Origin of the sequence: Synechococcus sp. BIOS-E4-1 (assembly GCF_014279995.1) — a bacterium.
Classification (GTDB): domain Bacteria; phylum Cyanobacteriota; class Cyanobacteriia; order PCC-6307; family Cyanobiaceae; genus Synechococcus_C.
The window spans coordinates 734,408-753,598 of the sequence record NZ_CP047935.1 but is presented as its reverse complement, the minus strand read 5'-3'; the positions used below and the strand labels follow the sequence as shown (position 1 = coordinate 753,598).

Sequence of the window (19,191 nt, the reverse complement as noted above, 5' to 3'; positions counted from 1 at the left end):
TTTCAATGTGAGTGTATTATGCATCTAGTGATTCTCTAGGAATGAAAAAATTCATTGCGCTAGGTATATTTTTATCATTGACTATCTGCGCCTGTGACACTAATCAAACACAGCCTGATAGGCCTGAAGCTGAATCTCAAAAGGAATCTCCAAAAGAATCAACCAGCTCCAAACCCGTTGAACCAGGAAAGGGAACATTTCAAAAGAAAGGTGGAGAGCTTGAGACTTTTGACATAACCGTTCACGATCGAGGCCATAAAAAGTTTTACGGTGAAGGAGATGCACCCATTATTGTCATTGACTGGTCTGATGGTTATTCGTCTGCATATCTGTTCGGACTTGATAATACTGGACTAGTTTATGACTATGATCCCAAGTCAGAGAAATGGGGGAAAGACGGTGCAAAGATGGAATGGGGTTATCTCGGTAATAATATTTCCATCACTTCAGAGAGTGGGGCTAAAACTGTATTGGGAGGCGTCAGTGAAAAATTAAAACCAATGCTTGCTAGCTTTAAGGATTTCCAGAAGCAACAAACCGAAGCCTATGAAGCTAGGCAGAAACAGCAAAAAATGTACACTGATATGGATTTAGGACAGCTTGATACCGAGTTCAAGCAGAACCGCATCAGAGCCAGGAGAAATTATGAGAATAGAGTCATTACCGTCAGGGGCGAGATTGATGCGATTTATGATGACCACATGACTTTATGCCAGTCTAATTCTGGTGAGTGCATAAGCTTGCCCTACGGTTACTTGGAGCCTGGTCTTGAAAACTGGCTTGCTGATAGAAGTCAAGGAGACAGGGCTACAGTCACAGGGACCCTGCAGATAGATGTGGCATTAGGTGTCCCTACTTTTAGAATGGGTAGATGGAAGATTGTTTCTGGCTATTCCAATGCGCCTTTGAGCCTCGACTGAAAAGGAAATTTGAGATCACACCGCTTTCATTTGTTATCTGAACACGGTGCGCCGAAGGCGGTGTCACTCACTTAAAAGATAATATTATTATTATTTCTTTAGTCTATGACAGGGTTCTTGATTACTGAAAGGCAGAGATGTTTTCTCAAACGAGCACCTAGGTGATCAATAATATTCAACGAAAGCGGGGAGGGCGGTGCTCTATTCAGAGCTTAACTCTGCGTCTATTCCTCGAGATCAATTGCTATGACTAGATCAGCTTTTCAGAAGGGGGAGCGGTGACCCATATTTCACACCGCTTTCATTCCTACAGCTGAACACGGTGTTATCGCATCCCCGTCATATCCCCAATCAAAATCAAAGATAGCTACCGTAGATATATCCTTGAAACCTTTATATAAATGACAAACTTTACCTTTCAACCTGCTCCTGAACCTTTGAAGTTGTTGCAGGGCGGTGTTACTACAGCAGGACCAGGCCGTCCTCTCAAGACAGCTGACGTAGTTGCTCAAGAAAAAATTGCTGATATTGAAAAGATCAGAAGTACTGACGTCAACTTCAGGAAGAATTTGATGACAAATCAGATTGAGTTTGCCGATACCAATGGACGCACTGCTGCACTCGAAGGCGACCGTTTCACCTGGCTGGGCTCTGATCTGGCCGTAAGGTTCGGCGCTTCTCTACCAGACGGGCGGCTTAAATCTGCAGTTCAGTTCCTGGCAAACGAAAACTCCTATGACCCCCGCACTCAATTCCTTGAACGGTGCGTTGAAGAGCATGAGCCATCAGAGGGGATCAACTCAATAGCTACTGACTACTTCGGCAACGAATCAGAGATCGCCAACCTGGCAATGAAGCGGATGATGATCGGCGCTGTAGCTAGGGCATACAACCCAGGCTGCTCGATGTCCTGGCTGCCGATCCTTATCGGTGCACAGGGACGAGGCAAGAGTCAGTGGGCAAAGAGCCTTGTACCTACAGAGATGTTTTCGGAGATGAACTCCGACCTCCACACCTTAATCAAGGAGGCCTATCGCCTTCACACAGGCTGGATCCTTGAGCTCCCAGAGATTGATCAATTCTTCAAGCCGCAGAACGCGGAGGTACTGAAGAACCTGATCACACTCCAGGTCGATGAGATCAGACGTCCCTATGAGCTGCCAACCAAAGCCAAGCGGGGGTTCATCTTCTTGGGCACGAGCAATGAGCCACAGCTTCTAGTCGACAGCACAGGCAACAGACGCTTCGTACCGATTCGTTTACCCAACGATCACGTCGTTCCTTGGCGGAAGTTGAAGGATGAGCGAGGCAGCTTATGGGCTGCTGCCGTCAAGCTTTACCGAGAGCATGAGCCATGGGAGTACACGTCTGGCCAACTGGCAGAGCTCGCTACATATCAGGATGACTTCTTGGAAAGGGACTCCTGGTACGAGTCGATCAGTAGCTACATCAGCGACAAGAAGGACACGACCACTTCCAACATCCTTCAATACGCAATCAACATTCCCCTTGACCGCGTGAATAACGGCCATCAGCGCAGGGTCGGAAGAGTAATGAGGTCTCTGGGATGGGAGTACAAGCAGACGAAGAGGACCATCGATGGCAAGCGAAAATCCGTCAGGCTCTGGCTGAACCCAGAGGATCCGAAGCAGTCAGCTAGCTCGGACTTCTGATCCCTCTCACCTGTCATTGACGATCACTTATCCCCCGAATGGGGGATGACGATATTGGCCCCAAAAAAATAAGGTGCGATGCAACTCGTATTCAACATGATTCGATCTATCTCTTTGCTGGTATTGGCTACCGTTTTTGCCTCATTGCCAGTAGAGGCCAGCTCTGGAAGAAGAGCGGCAAATGAGCATGCGAAAAGCGCGATTATTGCAACCTGCGCCGTAGAGCTTGAGACAATGGATTACGACGATTCAGAGGACTTTATAAGGGAAAGGATGAAAAGCAATTTATCGAGACGGGACTATCAGTTGTGGGCAAACTATATGAGCAGAAAGGGGTTAAGCTCAATAGCAAATAAAGCAGTTGACAAGACAATAAGCAGGTATGGCGGATGTAAAAACGTTCTTGAGTCACTTGGTCCTGAATATTTGCCTACCTCCAGTTACTAGCCCATAAAGAAGAAACAGTAATCCTCTAGAAAATGGACTCCCCCAAACGAGGGAGTGGATCAAGATACCCAGTCATACCAATGGTTTCAGATTCACTCGAATGGGGGATGTGCTCTCTATCCATCTCAACGATGGTGAATAGGTCAGAGGGCGACCTCACACACACGGACTCAACAATGACTACTACCTTCCCCACCACCAACGTCGAAGAGTGGCGCGAAGCAAACCTGGGTCTGGCATTCGTGACACCGAGGCTCGAAGCTTGGACCATGATGGCCGCTAAAGACGAGAAGTATCAAGGCGGCCTCGACAATGATCAGGAGAGATGGACGGAGTTAGTGAAGTTGAATATGGCCTCACCAGCTCCTTACAGAGACAACGTCATCAGGAACAAGGCTTTCGCTTTCTCCAAGGTGAACTGCTTTGGTCAGATGAGTGAAGACACAGAGGCGTTTGTAGAGGCATACCAGGCAGCATTCCGAATGGAGTGGTTTGTCGCAGAGAACGACTACATCTCTAGTCGCCTGACCGAAGACGAAAGAGCTAGGCAACACGAAGCTGGATACGACATGGACTTGAGTTACTACATCGAAGTCCTGGCCTTCTACTACTGCAATCGCCTATGCAACCTTGCTGATGGTGGCGATAGAGATGTCGTTTCAGTCGATAGCCCAGAGCATGCACGCCTAGTTGAGCTCACCAAAAAGCTTGAGGAACGAAAGATGTTCGATGAAATGTACCTCGTACGAGTCGGAGTGGCAGGTGCCTTCAGTGCATTCACTGGACCGAGCTGGAAGCCTGATGGGATTAAGTTCATGGAAGACGCTGTCGTCATGCTCTCGGAGCTGTACAACGTCCCTGTCGCTGCTTGAGCTGCAGGACTGACGTAAAAGCAGCGGCCAAATTTTCGTAAAAGCACGCGGAAGGTTTTGGATGAAAGCCTTCCTTTTTTATTTCTCGAATTCCCTTCGGGAAACCCAGTCATAGCAATGCATCAGAAGAATATATTCATATTCAAATAACTCGCGTTTGACTACTATTGTCGCTAGCTTATATATGCACTATTCATTTAGTAGCAAGTCACATAACGTGACCGATGCGTAAATACTTAAGTATGCAGCATCAACAACCTATATTTAATTTGACACTTAATCATGACACTACAAGTTTTGCCTCCCGAGTTGACCCAAGCAACTGCTGATTCAACGAGCAAAGGAGACAACAAATTTGATTCGAAAGAATTTCTTGCTTCATCTTTGAGCGATGGTCAATCCGTCTTGCTTCGTCCTCTAGGAGTCTTTTCCAGTGGACATGCCGCACTGTTTTACAGATGGCCAGTCGAGCAAGCGGTTCAAGGCGAGCTCAAGTTTTCTGGATATGACTTCAGCCAGGCGTGGCCTGGTGATCCTGCTCCTAACGCTGCCCGTGCAGTCGACTGGAGTAATCCCGCGCGACCCAAGATCGAAGGTGAGTACGTACGTCCCAAGCGTGCTCTGGTCTGGACGGTCTACAGCCAGGAGACCAAGCGCGTTGAAGTTGCTGTGATCGAGCAGCGTTCGTTGAAGGACGGCATCATCGAAATCATTGGAGAGTCCGATGACTACACCTTCACAGACGATGGTATTGCCAACTTCTGCTTGAAGATCACGCGCAAGGGAACTGGTCTAGACACCAGCTACTCGGTCCTGCCCAAGCTGACCAAGCCAACCAAGGCTGAAGTTGATGCTTTCCAAGAGGTTGCAGAGACTTCACAGATGAGCAACTACTTAAAAGGCAAGCATCCTCTGCGTAAGCCAGCTGCTGAATTCAGCTCCACAACTGAAGCAGGCGCGACGTCCGAGTTCTGATTACAAACTAATCACAACCATTGGAAAGCCTCGGCAGAAATGTCGGGGCTTCTTTTTAGTTAGACTTAAGATCCAACTATTGCGGAAGTATTGTGAGATTTGCTGGCGACATTTATTCTCAACGAACTCCTCCTGGGAGGCATTTGGAATCGCTGCCTAGACCTACAAACTCCGTGCATCAAAGTAACGACAGTGGGGCGGCATCTGTTGATAGAGATAGTGACCACTACAGAAGGCATCTCGCTGCAGCGGCAGGAGGTGGACGGGTCGATAGGCTGGGGTGGTCGCTATCTGTTTAGCTCGAGTATTAATCAATAGAATAAATATCTAGAATAGAAATATATTTTGCGGCAAGACAATGGCACGTATGGCAGGAACTCTCGGAGAAGATACCCCTGATGCAATCCTGATCGCCCTTGACCCACGTCAGCGTATGCAGCCAAATGCTGAAGAACTACGTTTTCAGTACCAACAGCTGCAGGATGAGCTGAATCAAAATCCTTCAGTGGATCCCAATTCCCTCGGGCTTTCTGGGGATCAGGTCCCAGCAGGTGAGTTTGGAATCCCTCCAACGATGATCCCGATGCTCCGTGACAGATACCTCATGGGACCACAGTCGCCACTTGCTAGTGGTCGTTAGTACTGGAGCTCTGCATCCTTCAAATGCACTAGCCCAATAGGGGGAACGAGCAGACAAGCTCTAGTCATACCAAGCGATCTTGAGGATTCAAAGATCCCCTGAATGGGGGATTCTTTCTGCTGTCGAAAAGGCGATCGTTAATTCACGGGGCGAGAGCTCCACTTACGCACAAACAAACCAATGACCACTACTTACCCACGTCTGACAGGTGCCGCTCTACTGGAGCGAGTCAGAGAACTTGGTGACGCGTCTGGCCCAGAAATTGCACAAGCTTGCGGCTACTGCGATGGAGACACGCTTGAGTTCAGAGCGCTGCACGATGCCCTCCTCCTAGCCAAGGCAGGCGAGCTAGGACTCGATGCTGAAGACTTTAGTTCTATGCGTTTAGCCCCAACGGATGCTGATAGAGACGCTGAATTTCTAGAGGTTTTCAGACAAGACTTCGAGACTATGGGTCAGTACTTCGCCATGTCTTTCGAACAAGCGTGGCTTGATGCGAACGAGAAGGGTGAATTAACCACTGCAGCTTTCGTCAACGCTATGACCGTGGGTAACCCTGCTGCACAGGTCATGGCAGAGTCGCCTGGAAGCGTAGACGTTGTCCATAAGTATGTCGCTGAAATACTTGATAAGTATGTTCCCGATCCTGCTAATACTGCAGAACAAACTGCGGAACATATGCTTCAGACGAGTGCGTTACTCGCAGTGATGTCGAAGGAAGCTCTCTATACACAGAAAGTACCTCTGAACGTAGGTGACGTTGCTCTCAAGCCCAAGCACTGGAGTAACTGATTAAGTTCTCACCTTCGGGAAGCCTGATGCTTCCTCTTCAGTGAGGAAGTCGAAAGCTATACAAAACCATCAAAGGAAAGGCAGGGGGCGTTGTGTAGTCGCCATCGATCTCCCGAAGAACAAATACTTCGCACCAAGACAACTACCACTCATAGAACAAATGGAATCAATTTCTCCAGATACTCAATCTAAAAGCACAGAAGTGAATCAAATCTGGTATCTAAAGCAAAAAGACGTACTGGTCGAATTCCGCAGCCTCACAGACACAGGCTTTTTAGAGATCGTAACCTGCGGAGCTAGTAATCAAGAGCCCGAGGTTCTTTCCGTTGAAGCAGCACGTTCTAGATGGAGAGAGCTTCGAGATGAAGGCTTTTTCCGAGTATTCAGGCTTGAACATTCGGTTCGACCAGAGGAGAAATTATCAGAGCCCCTCCCTGCGTATTGGGGAGAAAACAGAGGAGACGAAGAGCATATTCCTTTTCCGTTTGAAAAGATCGAGTACTCACCTTCTATCAATGAACAACTGGGAGTTAGCTATGACGCGGAGGATTGGAGCTAACAGACCTATCTCGGCGAGCTCGTGAAAGTCTTTTGATTGATAAGTTATCTTAATAGATTGAAAGGGCCGAATGGCAACGGGCATATCAGCCCAAACTAATAATGACAATCGCATATCAAGGCTTCGTCGTTGACGGTGAAGCATATCCTTCTGTATCTTCAATCATCAAATCAGACCCGAAGCACAAGCAATCAAAGAAGTCTGCCTGTCTTGCTAATCAAGGCAAGAAGAAACAGCATCAGCTCAACAGCACGAACCGAGGCCTTGCAGTGCACAATGCTTGCAGGCAGTACTTAAAAACGGGAGAGTGTGACCTCGACCCTGCTTATTTTAAATACTTCGATCCAGTACACGATTTACTCAAGACACTTGACCTGAAGTTGTGGTGGGCAGAAGGTCCTGTACTTGAAGAACTTAACCACCTTCGATCAGGAGATAAGTCTGCTGTCTGGTCGAACAAGCCACACAAGTACATCGGCATACCTGATGCGGCAGGTTTAGTAGGAGGTGTGCCTTGTCTACTTGAATTTAAAACCAGTACCTTACCTATCCGTAGTAACTACAATCCAAAGCAATTCAATCAATATTCAGAGTGGGTTAGATATAGCTGTGCTGCGCAACAGGTGTCCGCTTACATCCATGCCTGGAACCAACGCATAAAGAGTAGACCTATACACACAGGACTCATAATCAACAGCACGCCAGAAGGTGCTCAACTATTTATAGTAGAGAAAGGTGAAGTGAAAAAACGCCTAGCAAGCTTTCACAAACTCTGCAAAGAATACAAATCCCTTTATTAATTACTATGGCTCAAAGACGCGATACCTCCTCCTTAAGTTTCGGTAGAAGAATGCTTCAGCTTGAAATGGAAGCTGCTGAAAACTCACGCAAGGTTGCAGAGCTTGAAAAAGGCAAGCTCACTTCTGCAGAAAAGGAAGCGGCACGGGAGATGACACGTGCTCGTCGCGCCGAAAGGAATAGAGCTGCAGCCCTTTTGTCCAGCTACAGCACGAGCGCTGACGATCTTCTCTCGCTGGATACAGGGTCACTCACTCGAGCACAACAATTTCTTGTGGGAGAACAGCTGAAGGCTTTGGCCTTTGCAGATGCTGTAGCACCTGCCATCGTTTTCAGCGATGAAGCATCGTTGCGTATGCAGAACTGGCGTCAACTGCAGCCGATCAACGGTGCTCAAGCATTCGCCAAGAGCAACTGCCGTGGCTGGGTAGAGCCGCAGACCGAGTTCGAACGGTGGTCAACCAGGCGTGATGAACCCTCCGCGCGGAAGGCACGGGAGGAAAACCAAGCACGTCAGCTGCAGCTGGAGCTAGATCAAGCAAGAGCTGCTGCTGCTAAAGCCAGAGAGCCGAAGCCCCAAGGAACTCACTTCGGAGTGTCAGCTCTCAACAAGCACAGGTCAGATCAGTAACCCTCAATCAGAGCCTCTAAAAATTCAGCATCATCAGCAGAAATCTCACGTCGTTTCAGTGCTTCTTGTTGTATTGCCCTTACACCCGTAGGTCTCACAAAGACATCAGTAGGGTCAACCTCAACACGAACTGGTGGTACGCGAGTAGTGATAGGAGCGTCCCCTAGACCGAGTAGATAATCAACTTCATCGGTGTTAGTGACGGGCCTCCGCGATGGTCTTCGCCTCGGCGTTGGCGCGCTCGGATCCCATCTTGGACGTTCAGCAGCAGCCGCTCGCAATTCATCCACGGGGAGAAGATCCTCATCCTCCAAAAGCTCTTGTCTGGTCTGGGCGTCGAGAGATCTCGCAGCTCTGGCAGCTTCCCTTGGCGTTAGTGGTTCTGCGCTCTGCAGTCTTCGGAATGGAACTGCAGGACCGTAGTTCGCTTCATCGACGATCGCTCGCAGACGTAGCCCCTCACGAGTATTCACGCTGATCCCACGCGCCCTCATCTCCGCAAGAGTTTCTGCAGCAGCTTCTTGAGTCGGGGTTAGGGCGCGCCTATTTATCAATGGAGTATTTGGCCGAATCGGGTCACGCCCTGGAAGCGACGAGAGCATGGCGACACTATCTGGTACAGCGTTTTCAGGACCAACTCGTCGTGACTGAAATGTGCCATCAGCGTTAAGTGTCGGCGGTGGTGTGCGCGGCGGATTCGAAATAGGCCAGTTCAATGCTTGTGATTCTTGCCAAGCACGGAGAGCCGCAACATCTTCTGGTAGATAGTTCTCTTGAAGCACTACGTTCAAGTCGTCATCGGCAGTGCGAGTAACAGCTGCACGCTTAAGTCGATCGCGTACGACGCTCGGGTCATGGTCATATCCTGTGGCGCTAATTCCACTCTGGCTTGCTCTCAATGCATCGATCATTTGTGCCCGCCTCCCTTCCAGAGTGCGCGCATTGATTTCGTCAAATTCAGTTAGTCTCCAATTGTTCAATTCATCGAAACTGCGGTCACGCTGAAGATCTGCGGCAGTAATTCTTGGAGGTATAGGACGTGGCCGATAATCATTGATCACATCGATTTGATCTCTTGCCCCCGAAGGTACAGCACTTGCACGGATCTGCTGCTCTCTAAACCACGCCAAATCCTCTGGAGTGGGTTGATAGTCACCCCTGTTCGGATACCGCCGTGCCATCTCCGCATTTCGACGCATACCAATCTCGGGCGGAATGTCATCCCCCACAACACTTCCATATCCGCCCTGGGGTTCCGTGTATGAGTCAATAACTCTCGCCCTTAAATCCGCTTTAGTAGCAGGGGTTGGCTCGTCATAATATTCACCATCGTCGTAGTCATAATCTTCGGCTGTAAGACGTCGCTCTTTATACGGTTGAACAACAGATTCTGGATTGAGATTTTCCGCTAGCCGTTTATTCAACTCACGGCGAAGAACGTCGTTTGTCTCCATGTCGCCTGATGCATATGCTCTATCAGCAAGGTGGCGAAGATGTTCTGCATCCGCCTTGAAGGGAGAGAGCGGCTCTATCTTCCCTCCTTTGACGTAACCGTACTGGTAACCATCGCTCATTAGGGGACCAAACCCCTTCCTTAAATACAAATCCGCACGCTCAAAATCCCCACTAGTCGCACCGACAGGAGTATTTCTGACAATAGTGTTGGTCGGAAGCTCCTTCAGCTGCTCTGACCACGCACGCTCTGCAGTACGAGCAGCGCGCATCTTCGTGCCTGTGTCATCACCTGGGTGTGCGGTAGTACTCCATGCAAGCTCAACGATACCAGGAGAATTCAGTTCACGAATTTTCTGCAGCTCTGCTTTGTTTCCTATAATCCTATCTTCATCAAAGATGGTAGGCATGTAGACGGAGCTACCAGAAATATGTACATTCTCATTAATTCCAGGGACAGGCACATCTTTACTAAACCCTAGGCCAGCGTTTTCTTTTTGTAGCTGTTCCGTAAGCTCCTTAAGCTCTTGAGTGATATCTTCTAAAGGAACACCAGCGGCTAAACGTGCGCCAGCAAATCTACGATTACCCATATCCTTACCTGCACTTTTAAGCCTTATTAATCTCTTTTCTATTTTATCTTTTTATTAATAAGATTGTTTCGCTTTTACATACTTAACAGCCCACAAATTGTATCTTCATTAGTTATAGTATAGATATGATTGTATCTACAAATATGTCTCAAGTAACTGACAAAAAATTTCAAGCTTTTAAAAAGATATTTGATGAAGTTGTCGCTGAAGTCAAGCAGTTCAAGAGTGTTTGCGCCATCCTCAAAACGAAGGGTTTAGATCGATCAGATTTTTACCGCAAGATTAGGCACTATGGTTTTGATGTAAGCCAAGTGAAATTACAGAGCTACCGAAAAGAACTGCTACAGGAAATGCTTGATGACATTTGCAGTTACAAAGTGACTAGAACTGAAGTAGCAGAAACGCTGCAGACTTCCCCTCAATACATCACAGTTCTGCTTGCCGATATGGGAATTGTGCTGGATTCAGCCAAGGCAAAAAGAGCCGCTCATCGCCGCAGAATTCAGAAAAAATACAAGCCAGTGCTTGACCACATCGAACAACACGGTGGTTACGCAGTCGATGCATGCAGAGCTCTTGGAATCCCAGACCACGCTGCAGTACTCGTAAGACGTGTAGCTGAAGAGCTCGACTTCCCACTTGATGACTACACTTTTGCCTATAGAAGATACGGTGATTGGATCACTCTGCCGAAACCTGCAAAGCCACTACAACACAAAGGTCAAGGCAAGATTCTTTCATGCCGTTGCACGCTGTGCGGCACAGAGCATGACGTCGCATACTGTAATTTGGCAGCAGGTCGGTCAACATGTTGCTTGAAATGCGCGTCAGTCAACAAGAAGAATTACGTGATTGAGTGCGACCAATCCACAGAACAATACTCGTCTTTCCCGAAGTTCTTTGAAGCTGTTGATATTGGCAACCGCTGCAAACAGAAAGTGAAACACGATTTACGAAACGGTAAGGCCATCACAATTGACGGTTGTGCTTGGCGCGCTACACCTATTGATTAATCTTCTCTCCCTTTAATCGTTCCAGCCAGCGCAGCCTGTAGAGCTTTATGCCTTAACCGTAGCTCCTCAAGCTCCATCTTTAGTTGATGATTTTTCTCACATAGCTCAATTACATTATCTTCCACAGCAATAGAGTAAGCGTTCAATTTTGCTGGAGCTTCAAGACCAAAGCGGAGGAGGATATCTTTACTGTCATCTGAAAGGTCCGCTACAGCAATTGTCTCGGGCAATTCTTTGAGGACGTTCTCTGCAGACATCCCGTCAATCGTATCGACACTTGCCTTTAGTTGTTCATATGTCTTGTCGTCCATAGGAAATGGCTTGGGATTGAGCTGGCCCAATTCGTTAACCTCTCCCTTGATATAAGCGGCTACTTGTTTTAGTGCGGTTTCCATTACATTATTGCGTCTGCTTTTATGTTAATTGCATAGCTAGGTTGATGTGACTTCAGTGCCTTTCCCGAAGTGTTATTGACCAGAACCTTTCCCGAAGTTAAAAACCTCTATAGGACCTAAAAAATGCTACAAAATTTTTGATAGGTTAAAACCCCTCTGTTCTTCGGGGGTTGCTCAAACAAAAAAATAAAGTACTTATGTATGCACATAGTACTTGTGTTATCAACACAATATTATTTTTGTAGCAACCAACGAGAACGAAAGGGTTTCAGCTCACAAGAATCAGAACTAAAGTTCTTCTTCTGTTCACATTCCAAACGTGAAACACTTTGTGTTTCGTTTGTCTTTGAACTTCAGACTTAAGTCTTCAGTTCTTTAATTGAAATGACACAAACGATTCGTTTGTTATTTCATTCGCGAACGTACGAACGTCGTTCTTGTTCGCTGATTTAGATTCAGTTACCAATGTTCCATTGATACTGGGCACCAATCCGAAGGATGACGAGCGACAACGTTGCCTGCTTCGTTGATGCGCTGATGCTTCAGCCACCGCCGCACTGCACACAGCATCTGTTCACATGCATGACGTGTGTGCTCGTGTGCGGCTTCAGTTGTTTGCTTCGTTGTGCTGGTGTTGATGCGGTGGTTGCCTGACCTACCACGCCTACCGAACAGCCAGCTGTCGTGAAAGCAGCGGTTCGATTTGTGCACAGTCACTCTTTCTTTCCTTGTAGATGCGCGCCTATCGCGCGCCTCGAGGGGGATGTTCTTCTCTTATATCCATGAGTTCCTTCCCTTCAGTCGTTGAGGCATACGAGCAGCAGCGTGTCGCTACTGCCAAAGCCAACGGCTTCTCTCTATTCGCCATCAACGGCGATAACGAGTGCCCAGCCCACGTGTACACGATCGGTCTGTCCCAGTTCAAACTGCCAGAGCTGCTTTGCTTCTCCACACCAGAGATGATGCCAGGCACTGTCGCCATGATGTCCCAGCTTGCTGCTCACCTTGTTGAGGGTGTCAAACGTTTGCCTCGTCTCGCTCTCGTCAAATCTTTGATTGACCGAGGTATCACCGTGAGTGATCCAGAGATCCACTATCAACCCGAGTTTTTACAAGGCGATGACTTCGTCTACGCCCTTCAGGGTTACGTAACCAGAGCAACCAGATACAGACATGAGCTCGGCATGCCACGAGGAGTTCTCGTACTCAATCATGACGGTGTGCCAACGATCCAGCAAATTCGCGCAGCAAAAATGCTTGCCGCTGTTTGATAGACATATCCAGTTGCATGTGTCTTCAGACTCCGATGACTACAGCTGTTAGCTTGTAGATATGCCCGCCTATCGCGGGCTCCGAGTCTTCTCGCTCTTTCAGAGCAACAGCCAACAGCCCTAGGGCGCTATCGCGCCCACAGAGGGCAGGCTGTACACATTCAATATTTTTAAATCAATGACTACTACTATTTCTGCAACTGAAATAGAGACCTTCACAGTTACCTACAGAGTTGACACATACTTCACCGTTGACGTTGAACGTCCGACAGGCACTGACGTTGATGCTGTAATCGCTAGTGTCACTGCTAGTGAACTTGCTTCTGCCGAAGAAGTTCAAGGCACAGTTGAGGGTCTTGAAGACGCCCGTCTTTCTCAAGACGTTGTGCGTGTCGTCAACCAAGACGACGAAGATCTTCTCTGATAATTACCACCTTTAAATCAAACACACGTTATAAACTATGCATTCCCAATTGACACCTAACGCCTTTAACAGCGTTGACATTCATGACACAGAACTAGGCGACGTAGTTGCCGAGAGCAATGCCTCTGCAATCACTCGCTATCTGCAGAAGTCCATGCAGGATCTTCTGCTTGACAATGTTGAGTTTGATCCTTTCGCAATTGCGATTACCTCCAATAGGTACATGACCGCAAGTCTTAACTACGAGGATCGTGTGCAAGCCAGCAGAGTTGCAGGTCGCTACTTCGGTAACCTCGCACTAGAGGCAGGCGAAGAGCTGCTTTACGTAGGCACTGCCTTCGTAGGACTGACGAATGATTCAGGATCAGATGTCAGACCAGCAGACGACCCCGATGCTCGTCAGGTTTTAGTGACGCATGTCCAAGACTTACGCCCCATGCATGAGGCTTCTGACGTAGACGGATTTGTTGAAGCTCTGAAGCAATCAGACATGCGTGTCTCCATTGCCTCTTTACATGAGGGGCTAATCATTGACGTACTGTCTGATGCCGACAAGGTAATACCTCACGATCAGTACAACGCTATCTCTGAAGATGACCGCACAGGTTTCACAACTCTTGACTCTGCACTGTTACCAGAGATCTTCACGGGCGCTGCACCTTCATTCGCCGTAATCGCTAAAGAAGCAGACAAGGCTCAAGCTAAAGCTGCTGTTTAAGTCGCTCGGTTTCTGCTACGCAGAAAGCTCGCTCTGTAAAGTGCACAATTTAAGTACTAATACTACTCATATAGTGCACTAATTACCCACACTATTTGTTTAAATTTGTTATATTAATTGTATGCCCTAGAGATTATATCCTTGATCTTGAGGCATGCACTTTATACGTTTAACCAAATGAACAACTCTACTGTTAAATCCCAGGCTCTCGCACTTGAGTTTAAGCAAGTACGTGAAAACATGCTCGCTGATTACGTAACTTCTATCAGCGGAAACGATCTATTTAAGATTATCTTTGATCATCTTTCGGATACAGAATACGAAAGGTTCGCAAGCAACTTCTATGAAGACGACGAGTACACCTCTGCTTGCTTCGATTAATTCTTACTCCCAACAGCCAGCGGGCCTATCGCCCGCTCCGAACTCGGGTGCTATTCGATAAACGAGTAGCACCTTTACTCACTCAATAATTTTCAAATGACAACAGCTACACCCACGCAACTCACAACTGATCAAGCCAAAGAGCTTGTCATGAACGGTCTTGAAATCTTCTTCTCTGATCACTATGAGGATGCAGAGAAATCAATGAGAGACGGTGAACTCGGCGATGAATTTGCTACTGCAATTGATCTAGTCGGTATTAACTTTCCTTGGAAAGTTTCTGTCTCCTTGTAATTCAACAGCCAGCGGGCCTAGCGCCCGCCTTGAACTCGGGTGGCAGGTAATGAATAACAGAGTCGTGTACTCAAATTAGTCAGAGACTCAACATTATTCTGCCATTCAAATTAGACTTAACTTAACTCAAGTATTTATCCCAATCATGACATTACAAAAGAATCACAACGGGGAATATGTCATCTCCCCTCGCAAGGCAGGTCCAGAAGCTGCCGCATTCGGTACTGGCTTTGCACCAGACATCAATGCAGACGGTTCAATGCTCGGCTTCGACGGTCTTGTTGAAGGTACAAGCGGAGGCTTGATTACCTACGCCATCTACACAGCAGTGCTGACGTTCCTCGACACAGAGAAATCAGTCAAGTCAGGACAGCTAACTCGAGACGAGCAACGAGAGATTGTCCTTGATAGGACTTGGGAATGCACCAAAGGTGCCGTGCCCACAGTCATCATCATCAGTTGCTTGCTTGCTGTCTTCCCCTTCCTAGGTTGGCCAGCTTTCCTCGCAGGTCTAATCGGCGGCGGTGTCATGGCTACTCGCATTACACGTGCTGTCTTTGACGCATTGAGCGAGGAACAACGCCAGACACTCGTTACCAAAGCGAAAGAAGCAGAGGTGACGATCAAAGGTCTCACCGATGTTGATGACGCAGATCCAGCTATGGGCGTCGCTTGATAACAACTAATGCCGCTACTTTTGTATGCGGCTCTTAACATTTACTTAACATTCGCATTAAACTAATGACCTACCGATTGATAGGCATAGCGATACTTGTGCTTGCCATAAGTAAAGTAATTGCCACACGCATTCTCATTCCTTCTCTCTATATAGCATTCAAACTTATAGAAAGAACCTTTGCTCCAGATGAATCTACTCAACCAGCTCTAGCTTTAATTACTCCTATTACTGCTGCTATTCCAGAAGCTGATGTTCCCTCTGTCCCAGCTTCTACTGTCAAGCCTAAAGCTGCTGCCACTTCTTCTCCAAAGAAGGATGTGCTCGTGGCTGATGTAACTAAAGATGCAGTTAAAGCTCCAAGAAAAGCTAGGCGTAGGAAACCAAGCCAGAAAACCCTTGAGCGTATCCAAAGCCTCAAGGTTTCTACTTGATGCAGATTCTACCGCCAGAGCTTACTTGTTTCAGCCGCACTAGACATCACTCTGATATTGACTATCGCCACTTGATTGATATGGAGATGCAGGCTGAAAGATTCCAAAGACTAACAATTTTATTTCACAATATTGATATCTACAATGACACCACTTATGAAACCTCCAACACCCAGCTTCAAAGTCAAGCCGACTGAAGCTTTAGATGCTCGCCTCCTCATGAGGCAGCTGCCCGAGACGATCCGCAAGAGACTCGGCATGATCGAAGAAACAGGCTTTCACCTCGGACTTAATCGCCGTGATATCTACTGTCAAAACGGATCTGTTCAATACGTTCTGAACAGTGACACTATGACTGTTGACTTCGACTGATTACAGACTCAACCACATCAGGAAGAGAGCCTCTATTAACTACTGCTTTATAAATACAGGGGCCAGCCTACCGCTGGCTCCGAGCAGGGGTGTTCATTCTTTAAACCTAATATGAATACCATATTGCTATTGAATACTGCTTGCTTAACGGTGAGGTCTGTACAGATACCGTTTACTCACAGAGGAAGGCCAATCAATTAAGTGACAGGCTTGAGTCTGATGACAACGTTATTGCTATCCGTCTACTGTACGGCTGACAATTGAATAACATAAGGGCACTATCGTGCCCCCAGATTCTTCGTACATTTATATCCTCAATCAAATGCAAGTACCTAATCGTTACCATCACAGCAAGAAAGATACCAAGCCAAAGCTGAAGCCACAGGCATTAAGAGCTAGGCGGCAGGCACTGAAAGCACTGAAGCGAAAGCTCAACTGCAAATAACAACAGCGGGCCTATCGCCCGCTTCATTTGCTGGTGTTCTCTCATAAGAACTATCTCTCATGACTACAGCTCCAGCCAGCAAACTGCTCAAGCTTGGCCGCTTTGTACTGACCCGAGGTGTCGCTGACTTTATCGACACAGGTGTCTTGCCTTATGACGATGAACCTCTACCTGGCACACTCGGTGTGGACTGGCGGCGGCACTGGCTCACTGTCTGCGTTACCTCTCACGCAGATGGATGTTGGGGTGACACCTGTGCTGAAGATGCCGCACTGAATGACGAGGTCTACAACAACCCAGGTTGTGGTGGACGTCTCATGAGTGTGTGGCACAGGTCAGGCTTCCCCAAACTCTGGGTCATCACTGAAGACTTCGGCGGGGCTCACTGCAATACCTGTGCTCTGTGGCCTGACGAGTACTGATTCAGAAATCCCCCGATCGGGTGAGGACATGCGTCTGCTTCCGACGGATGCTGATAAGTGACCCACCCGTTTATTAATCCTTCTTCCTGTTAATTAATCCAATGCTTCGTTTGTCTTTAGCCGATTACATTCCTGAATAGCCATGTGGTTAAAACTAAATTGGTGGCAAAGGATCTTGCTCTTTCTCGCAATCTTCTTACCTTACAACTGGGTGCAAACCCATTTGAATACGGAGAAGACATGCGAACGTTTAGTCACAGGTCAGATTAACTACATCGTCGCGATCCAAGACCTGCGGATTAACAAGTATGCGATAGGAGATTCCAATCCAAAGCAGTACGTTCAAGATTACTGCAAAGTCAATTCGTACTCTGCAAGAGGTTAATTGATCCCCAAAAAAAAGCTAACACCGCCGCTTAACAGCGGCTTTTTTCTTGCGTGTCATTCATATCTCCTATGACAACTACCTCTGCACCAGGCACAGCTCACTCACTGCCTGCCTTCAACATCAACGGCACTAATCCTCGTGCCATCGAGGACGAGTACGAAGCTGCACTCAAAGCAGTTCGTATCGCTGAACAACTACTCGTTGCAGCTACCTGTCATGGCCGTGACTTCCAGACGTTGCCACCTACTGCATTCGAGCAAGCCCGTGATCAGAGAATGCAGATGCTCAAGCATCTGTGTGAAGTCCACGACTACATCGAGGCCTGGTACTGGCATGCAGTGGATGCCCAGTAATGCATCTACCCATTGCACTCACTGCTCTATCAGCAGCAGTGTTGTTCAGCTCGACACCCTTGATTACAGCTGAACCCCCTGACTATGCAACCTTCATTGCCATTGAAGGCTGTCGTCTTATGCAAGAGGAAGGTATTAACCCTGCATTAGCTGGTCAGATGGCTAAAGAAATCACACTCAATAGTCATCACGGACCAGCTCTCAAACGTGCATGGCAAGACGGTAGTTACTTCGCTCGTGTAGCTCATCAACTGATGGCGACATGTCCTGACTACTTCCGCAGCCTCGACTAAACCAATGCCCGCCTAGCGCGGGCTTCATTCCTTGGTGTTCTCTTCTTGAGAACTTCAATCGCTAGATACTCAATGACTATCGCAGTCGTTCCAACTGACGAGCTCGGCATCAACAACCTGGCTCAAGGCGTCACTGGTTTCCTCGATGAAGGAGAGGAACAGCTTCAGCAATCGATGATGACCACGCTCTTCATTGGTGGTAGCTGTCCTGAAAGTCAAGGCCGTGCGGCATACATGCTGCTCGACGATGGCTCCAAACTCTGGATGCCTAACTCCCTGCGCTGCTGGCTGGTTGACCTCAAGATCATCACTCAAACCTATGAGTCCTTTGATCCTGTCGACAAGTTACTTGTCCGTGTCATCGCTGCTGATGGCACATCGTATGTGTACCGCACATCGCTCAACAGCTGGACAGCTTCAAGCTTCTTGCTTCAGCTCAAGTACCTAACGCGCAAGCAGCTTGGTGATCAGCTCACCATCACTCTTGCACCCAAGGGGAGGGCAACGTTCGTCAACGTTCAATACGTTGAACAAGGTGCATTCCACCGTGTCGACATTCCCAAAGAGGAGTTCGGCAAAGGCAAGATGGGTTACGACGACATGCTTGATGCAATCTCTTGGGCAAATGGAACTGCTCAAGAGAATGAGGATTCACCTCAACTAACCCAGCAGGTTGATGAGGAAGAAGTTCCTTTCGATGTACCTGAAGAAGAGCTTGACCAGCTTCTCGCCGAGGTTCGCCAGGCATAGCGCCTCTGGCTCACTCGCCTCGTCTCATTCAATAATTTCAATGCCCTCCCTAGCGGAGGGCATTCTTTCTTATTTCTCAAAGCCTCAACATTTCATTCGGTTTCCACGCCTTGTGACAATCGCTCATCTGTCCTACGCTGAACATGAAGAAAGCGAAGGTTGGCGGATGACTGAAGTCGATTGGGTTGGTGTATGCGCACTTATATCGAT

The 19,191-nt window shown here is 47.8% G+C and carries 21 protein-coding genes; 19 read left to right on the top strand and 2 right to left on the bottom strand.

Annotation, left to right across the window (positions count from 1 at the left end; genetic code table 11):
* The first annotated feature begins 41 nt into the window (after positions 1-41).
* The 8 genes from SynBIOSE41_RS03685 to SynBIOSE41_RS03650 all read left to right on the top strand — a co-directional run bounded on the left by SynBIOSE41_RS03685 (position 42) and on the right by SynBIOSE41_RS03650 (position 8,307).
* Positions 42-920, top strand: coding sequence for a hypothetical protein (locus SynBIOSE41_RS03685; protein ID WP_186539647.1), 879 nt, complete (start codon positions 42-44; stop codon positions 918-920).
* A gap of 572 nt (positions 921-1,492) precedes the next feature.
* A complete protein-coding gene (locus SynBIOSE41_RS03680) occupies positions 1,493-2,593 on the top strand; it encodes a VapE domain-containing protein (RefSeq protein ID WP_186539646.1) in 1,101 nt (366 codons plus the stop codon).
* 527 nt (positions 2,594-3,120) lie between these two features.
* The gene (locus SynBIOSE41_RS03675) at positions 3,121-3,912 is read left to right on the top strand and encodes a hypothetical protein (protein ID WP_222930571.1); all 792 of its coding nucleotides are present in this window, start codon (positions 3,121-3,123) and stop codon (positions 3,910-3,912) included.
* A gap of 405 nt (positions 3,913-4,317) precedes the next feature.
* Positions 4,318-4,887, top strand: a complete 570-nt coding sequence (locus SynBIOSE41_RS03670) for a hypothetical protein (protein ID WP_222930570.1) — start codon at positions 4,318-4,320, stop codon at positions 4,885-4,887.
* A gap of 820 nt (positions 4,888-5,707) precedes the next feature.
* Positions 5,708-6,319 carry a hypothetical protein gene (locus SynBIOSE41_RS03665; RefSeq protein ID WP_186539643.1) on the top strand — a complete coding sequence of 204 codons (612 nt, stop codon included), beginning with the start codon at positions 5,708-5,710 and terminating at the stop codon, positions 6,317-6,319.
* A 160-nt stretch (positions 6,320-6,479) separates the two neighbouring features.
* Positions 6,480-6,878, top strand: coding sequence for a hypothetical protein (locus tag SynBIOSE41_RS03660; protein ID WP_186539642.1), 399 nt, complete (start codon positions 6,480-6,482; stop codon positions 6,876-6,878).
* A gap of 101 nt (positions 6,879-6,979) precedes the next feature.
* The gene (locus SynBIOSE41_RS03655) at positions 6,980-7,678 is read left to right on the top strand and encodes a hypothetical protein (protein ID WP_186539641.1); all 699 of its coding nucleotides are present in this window, start codon (positions 6,980-6,982) and stop codon (positions 7,676-7,678) included.
* 50 nt (positions 7,679-7,728) lie between these two features.
* Positions 7,729-8,307: a hypothetical protein gene (locus SynBIOSE41_RS03650; RefSeq protein ID WP_186539640.1), complete on the top strand. Its 579-nt coding sequence runs from the start codon at positions 7,729-7,731 to the stop codon at positions 8,305-8,307.
* Here the strand turns inward: SynBIOSE41_RS03650 and SynBIOSE41_RS03645 are convergent.
* Entirely contained in the window at positions 8,301-10,352 is a 2,052-nt protein-coding gene (locus tag SynBIOSE41_RS03645; protein ID WP_186539639.1) for a hypothetical protein, read from the bottom strand. The genes SynBIOSE41_RS03650 and SynBIOSE41_RS03645 overlap by 7 nt on opposite strands.
* A gap of 143 nt (positions 10,353-10,495) precedes the next feature.
* Here SynBIOSE41_RS03645 and SynBIOSE41_RS03640 point away from each other — a divergent pair, with 143 nt between their 5' ends.
* The gene (locus tag SynBIOSE41_RS03640; protein ID WP_186539638.1) at positions 10,496-11,365 is read left to right on the top strand and encodes a hypothetical protein; all 870 of its coding nucleotides are present in this window, start codon (positions 10,496-10,498) and stop codon (positions 11,363-11,365) included.
* On the opposite strand, the gene SynBIOSE41_RS03635 is transcribed toward SynBIOSE41_RS03640, so the two are convergent.
* The gene (locus SynBIOSE41_RS03635; RefSeq protein ID WP_186539637.1) at positions 11,362-11,760 is read right to left on the bottom strand and encodes a hypothetical protein; all 399 of its coding nucleotides are present in this window, start codon (positions 11,758-11,760) and stop codon (positions 11,362-11,364) included. The two genes, SynBIOSE41_RS03640 and SynBIOSE41_RS03635, sit on opposite strands and share 4 nt — an antisense overlap.
* 782 nt (positions 11,761-12,542) lie before the next feature.
* On the opposite strand from SynBIOSE41_RS03635, the gene SynBIOSE41_RS03630 reads away from it, so the two are divergent.
* The 10 genes from SynBIOSE41_RS03630 (at position 12,543) to SynBIOSE41_RS03590 (ending at position 18,981) form a co-directional block, all read left to right on the top strand.
* The gene (locus SynBIOSE41_RS03630; RefSeq protein WP_186539636.1) at positions 12,543-13,031 is read left to right on the top strand and encodes a hypothetical protein; all 489 of its coding nucleotides are present in this window, start codon (positions 12,543-12,545) and stop codon (positions 13,029-13,031) included.
* Positions 13,032-13,209: 178 nt separating this feature from the next.
* Positions 13,210-13,455 carry a hypothetical protein gene (locus tag SynBIOSE41_RS03625; protein ID WP_186539635.1) on the top strand — a complete coding sequence of 82 codons (246 nt, stop codon included), beginning with the start codon at positions 13,210-13,212 and terminating at the stop codon, positions 13,453-13,455.
* Between the two features lie 49 nt (positions 13,456-13,504).
* A complete protein-coding gene (locus SynBIOSE41_RS03620; RefSeq protein ID WP_186539634.1) occupies positions 13,505-14,173 on the top strand; it encodes a hypothetical protein in 669 nt (222 codons plus the stop codon).
* A 477-nt stretch (positions 14,174-14,650) separates the two neighbouring features.
* A complete protein-coding gene (locus SynBIOSE41_RS03615; RefSeq protein WP_186539633.1) occupies positions 14,651-14,848 on the top strand; it encodes a hypothetical protein in 198 nt (65 codons plus the stop codon).
* Positions 14,849-14,993: 145 nt separating this feature from the next.
* A complete protein-coding gene (locus SynBIOSE41_RS03610) occupies positions 14,994-15,524 on the top strand; it encodes a hypothetical protein (protein WP_186539632.1) in 531 nt (176 codons plus the stop codon).
* A gap of 65 nt (positions 15,525-15,589) precedes the next feature.
* Positions 15,590-15,958 carry a hypothetical protein gene (locus tag SynBIOSE41_RS03605; RefSeq protein WP_186539631.1) on the top strand — a complete coding sequence of 123 codons (369 nt, stop codon included), beginning with the start codon at positions 15,590-15,592 and terminating at the stop codon, positions 15,956-15,958.
* Positions 15,959-16,834: 876 nt separating this feature from the next.
* On the top strand, positions 16,835-17,197 hold the full coding sequence (locus tag SynBIOSE41_RS03600; RefSeq protein ID WP_186539630.1) for a hypothetical protein: 363 nt from the start codon (positions 16,835-16,837) through the stop codon (positions 17,195-17,197).
* 456 nt (positions 17,198-17,653) lie between these two features.
* Entirely contained in the window at positions 17,654-17,938 is a 285-nt protein-coding gene (locus tag SynBIOSE41_RS03595; RefSeq protein WP_186539629.1) for a hypothetical protein, read from the top strand.
* A 158-nt stretch (positions 17,939-18,096) separates the two neighbouring features.
* Positions 18,097-18,231 (top strand): hypothetical protein, encoded by a 135-nt coding sequence (locus tag SynBIOSE41_RS17945; protein ID WP_255475930.1) that lies wholly within the window; start codon positions 18,097-18,099, stop codon positions 18,229-18,231.
* A 72-nt stretch (positions 18,232-18,303) separates the two neighbouring features.
* Positions 18,304-18,981, top strand: coding sequence for a hypothetical protein (locus SynBIOSE41_RS03590; protein ID WP_186539628.1), 678 nt, complete (start codon positions 18,304-18,306; stop codon positions 18,979-18,981).
* Positions 18,982-19,191 lie beyond the last annotated feature (210 nt).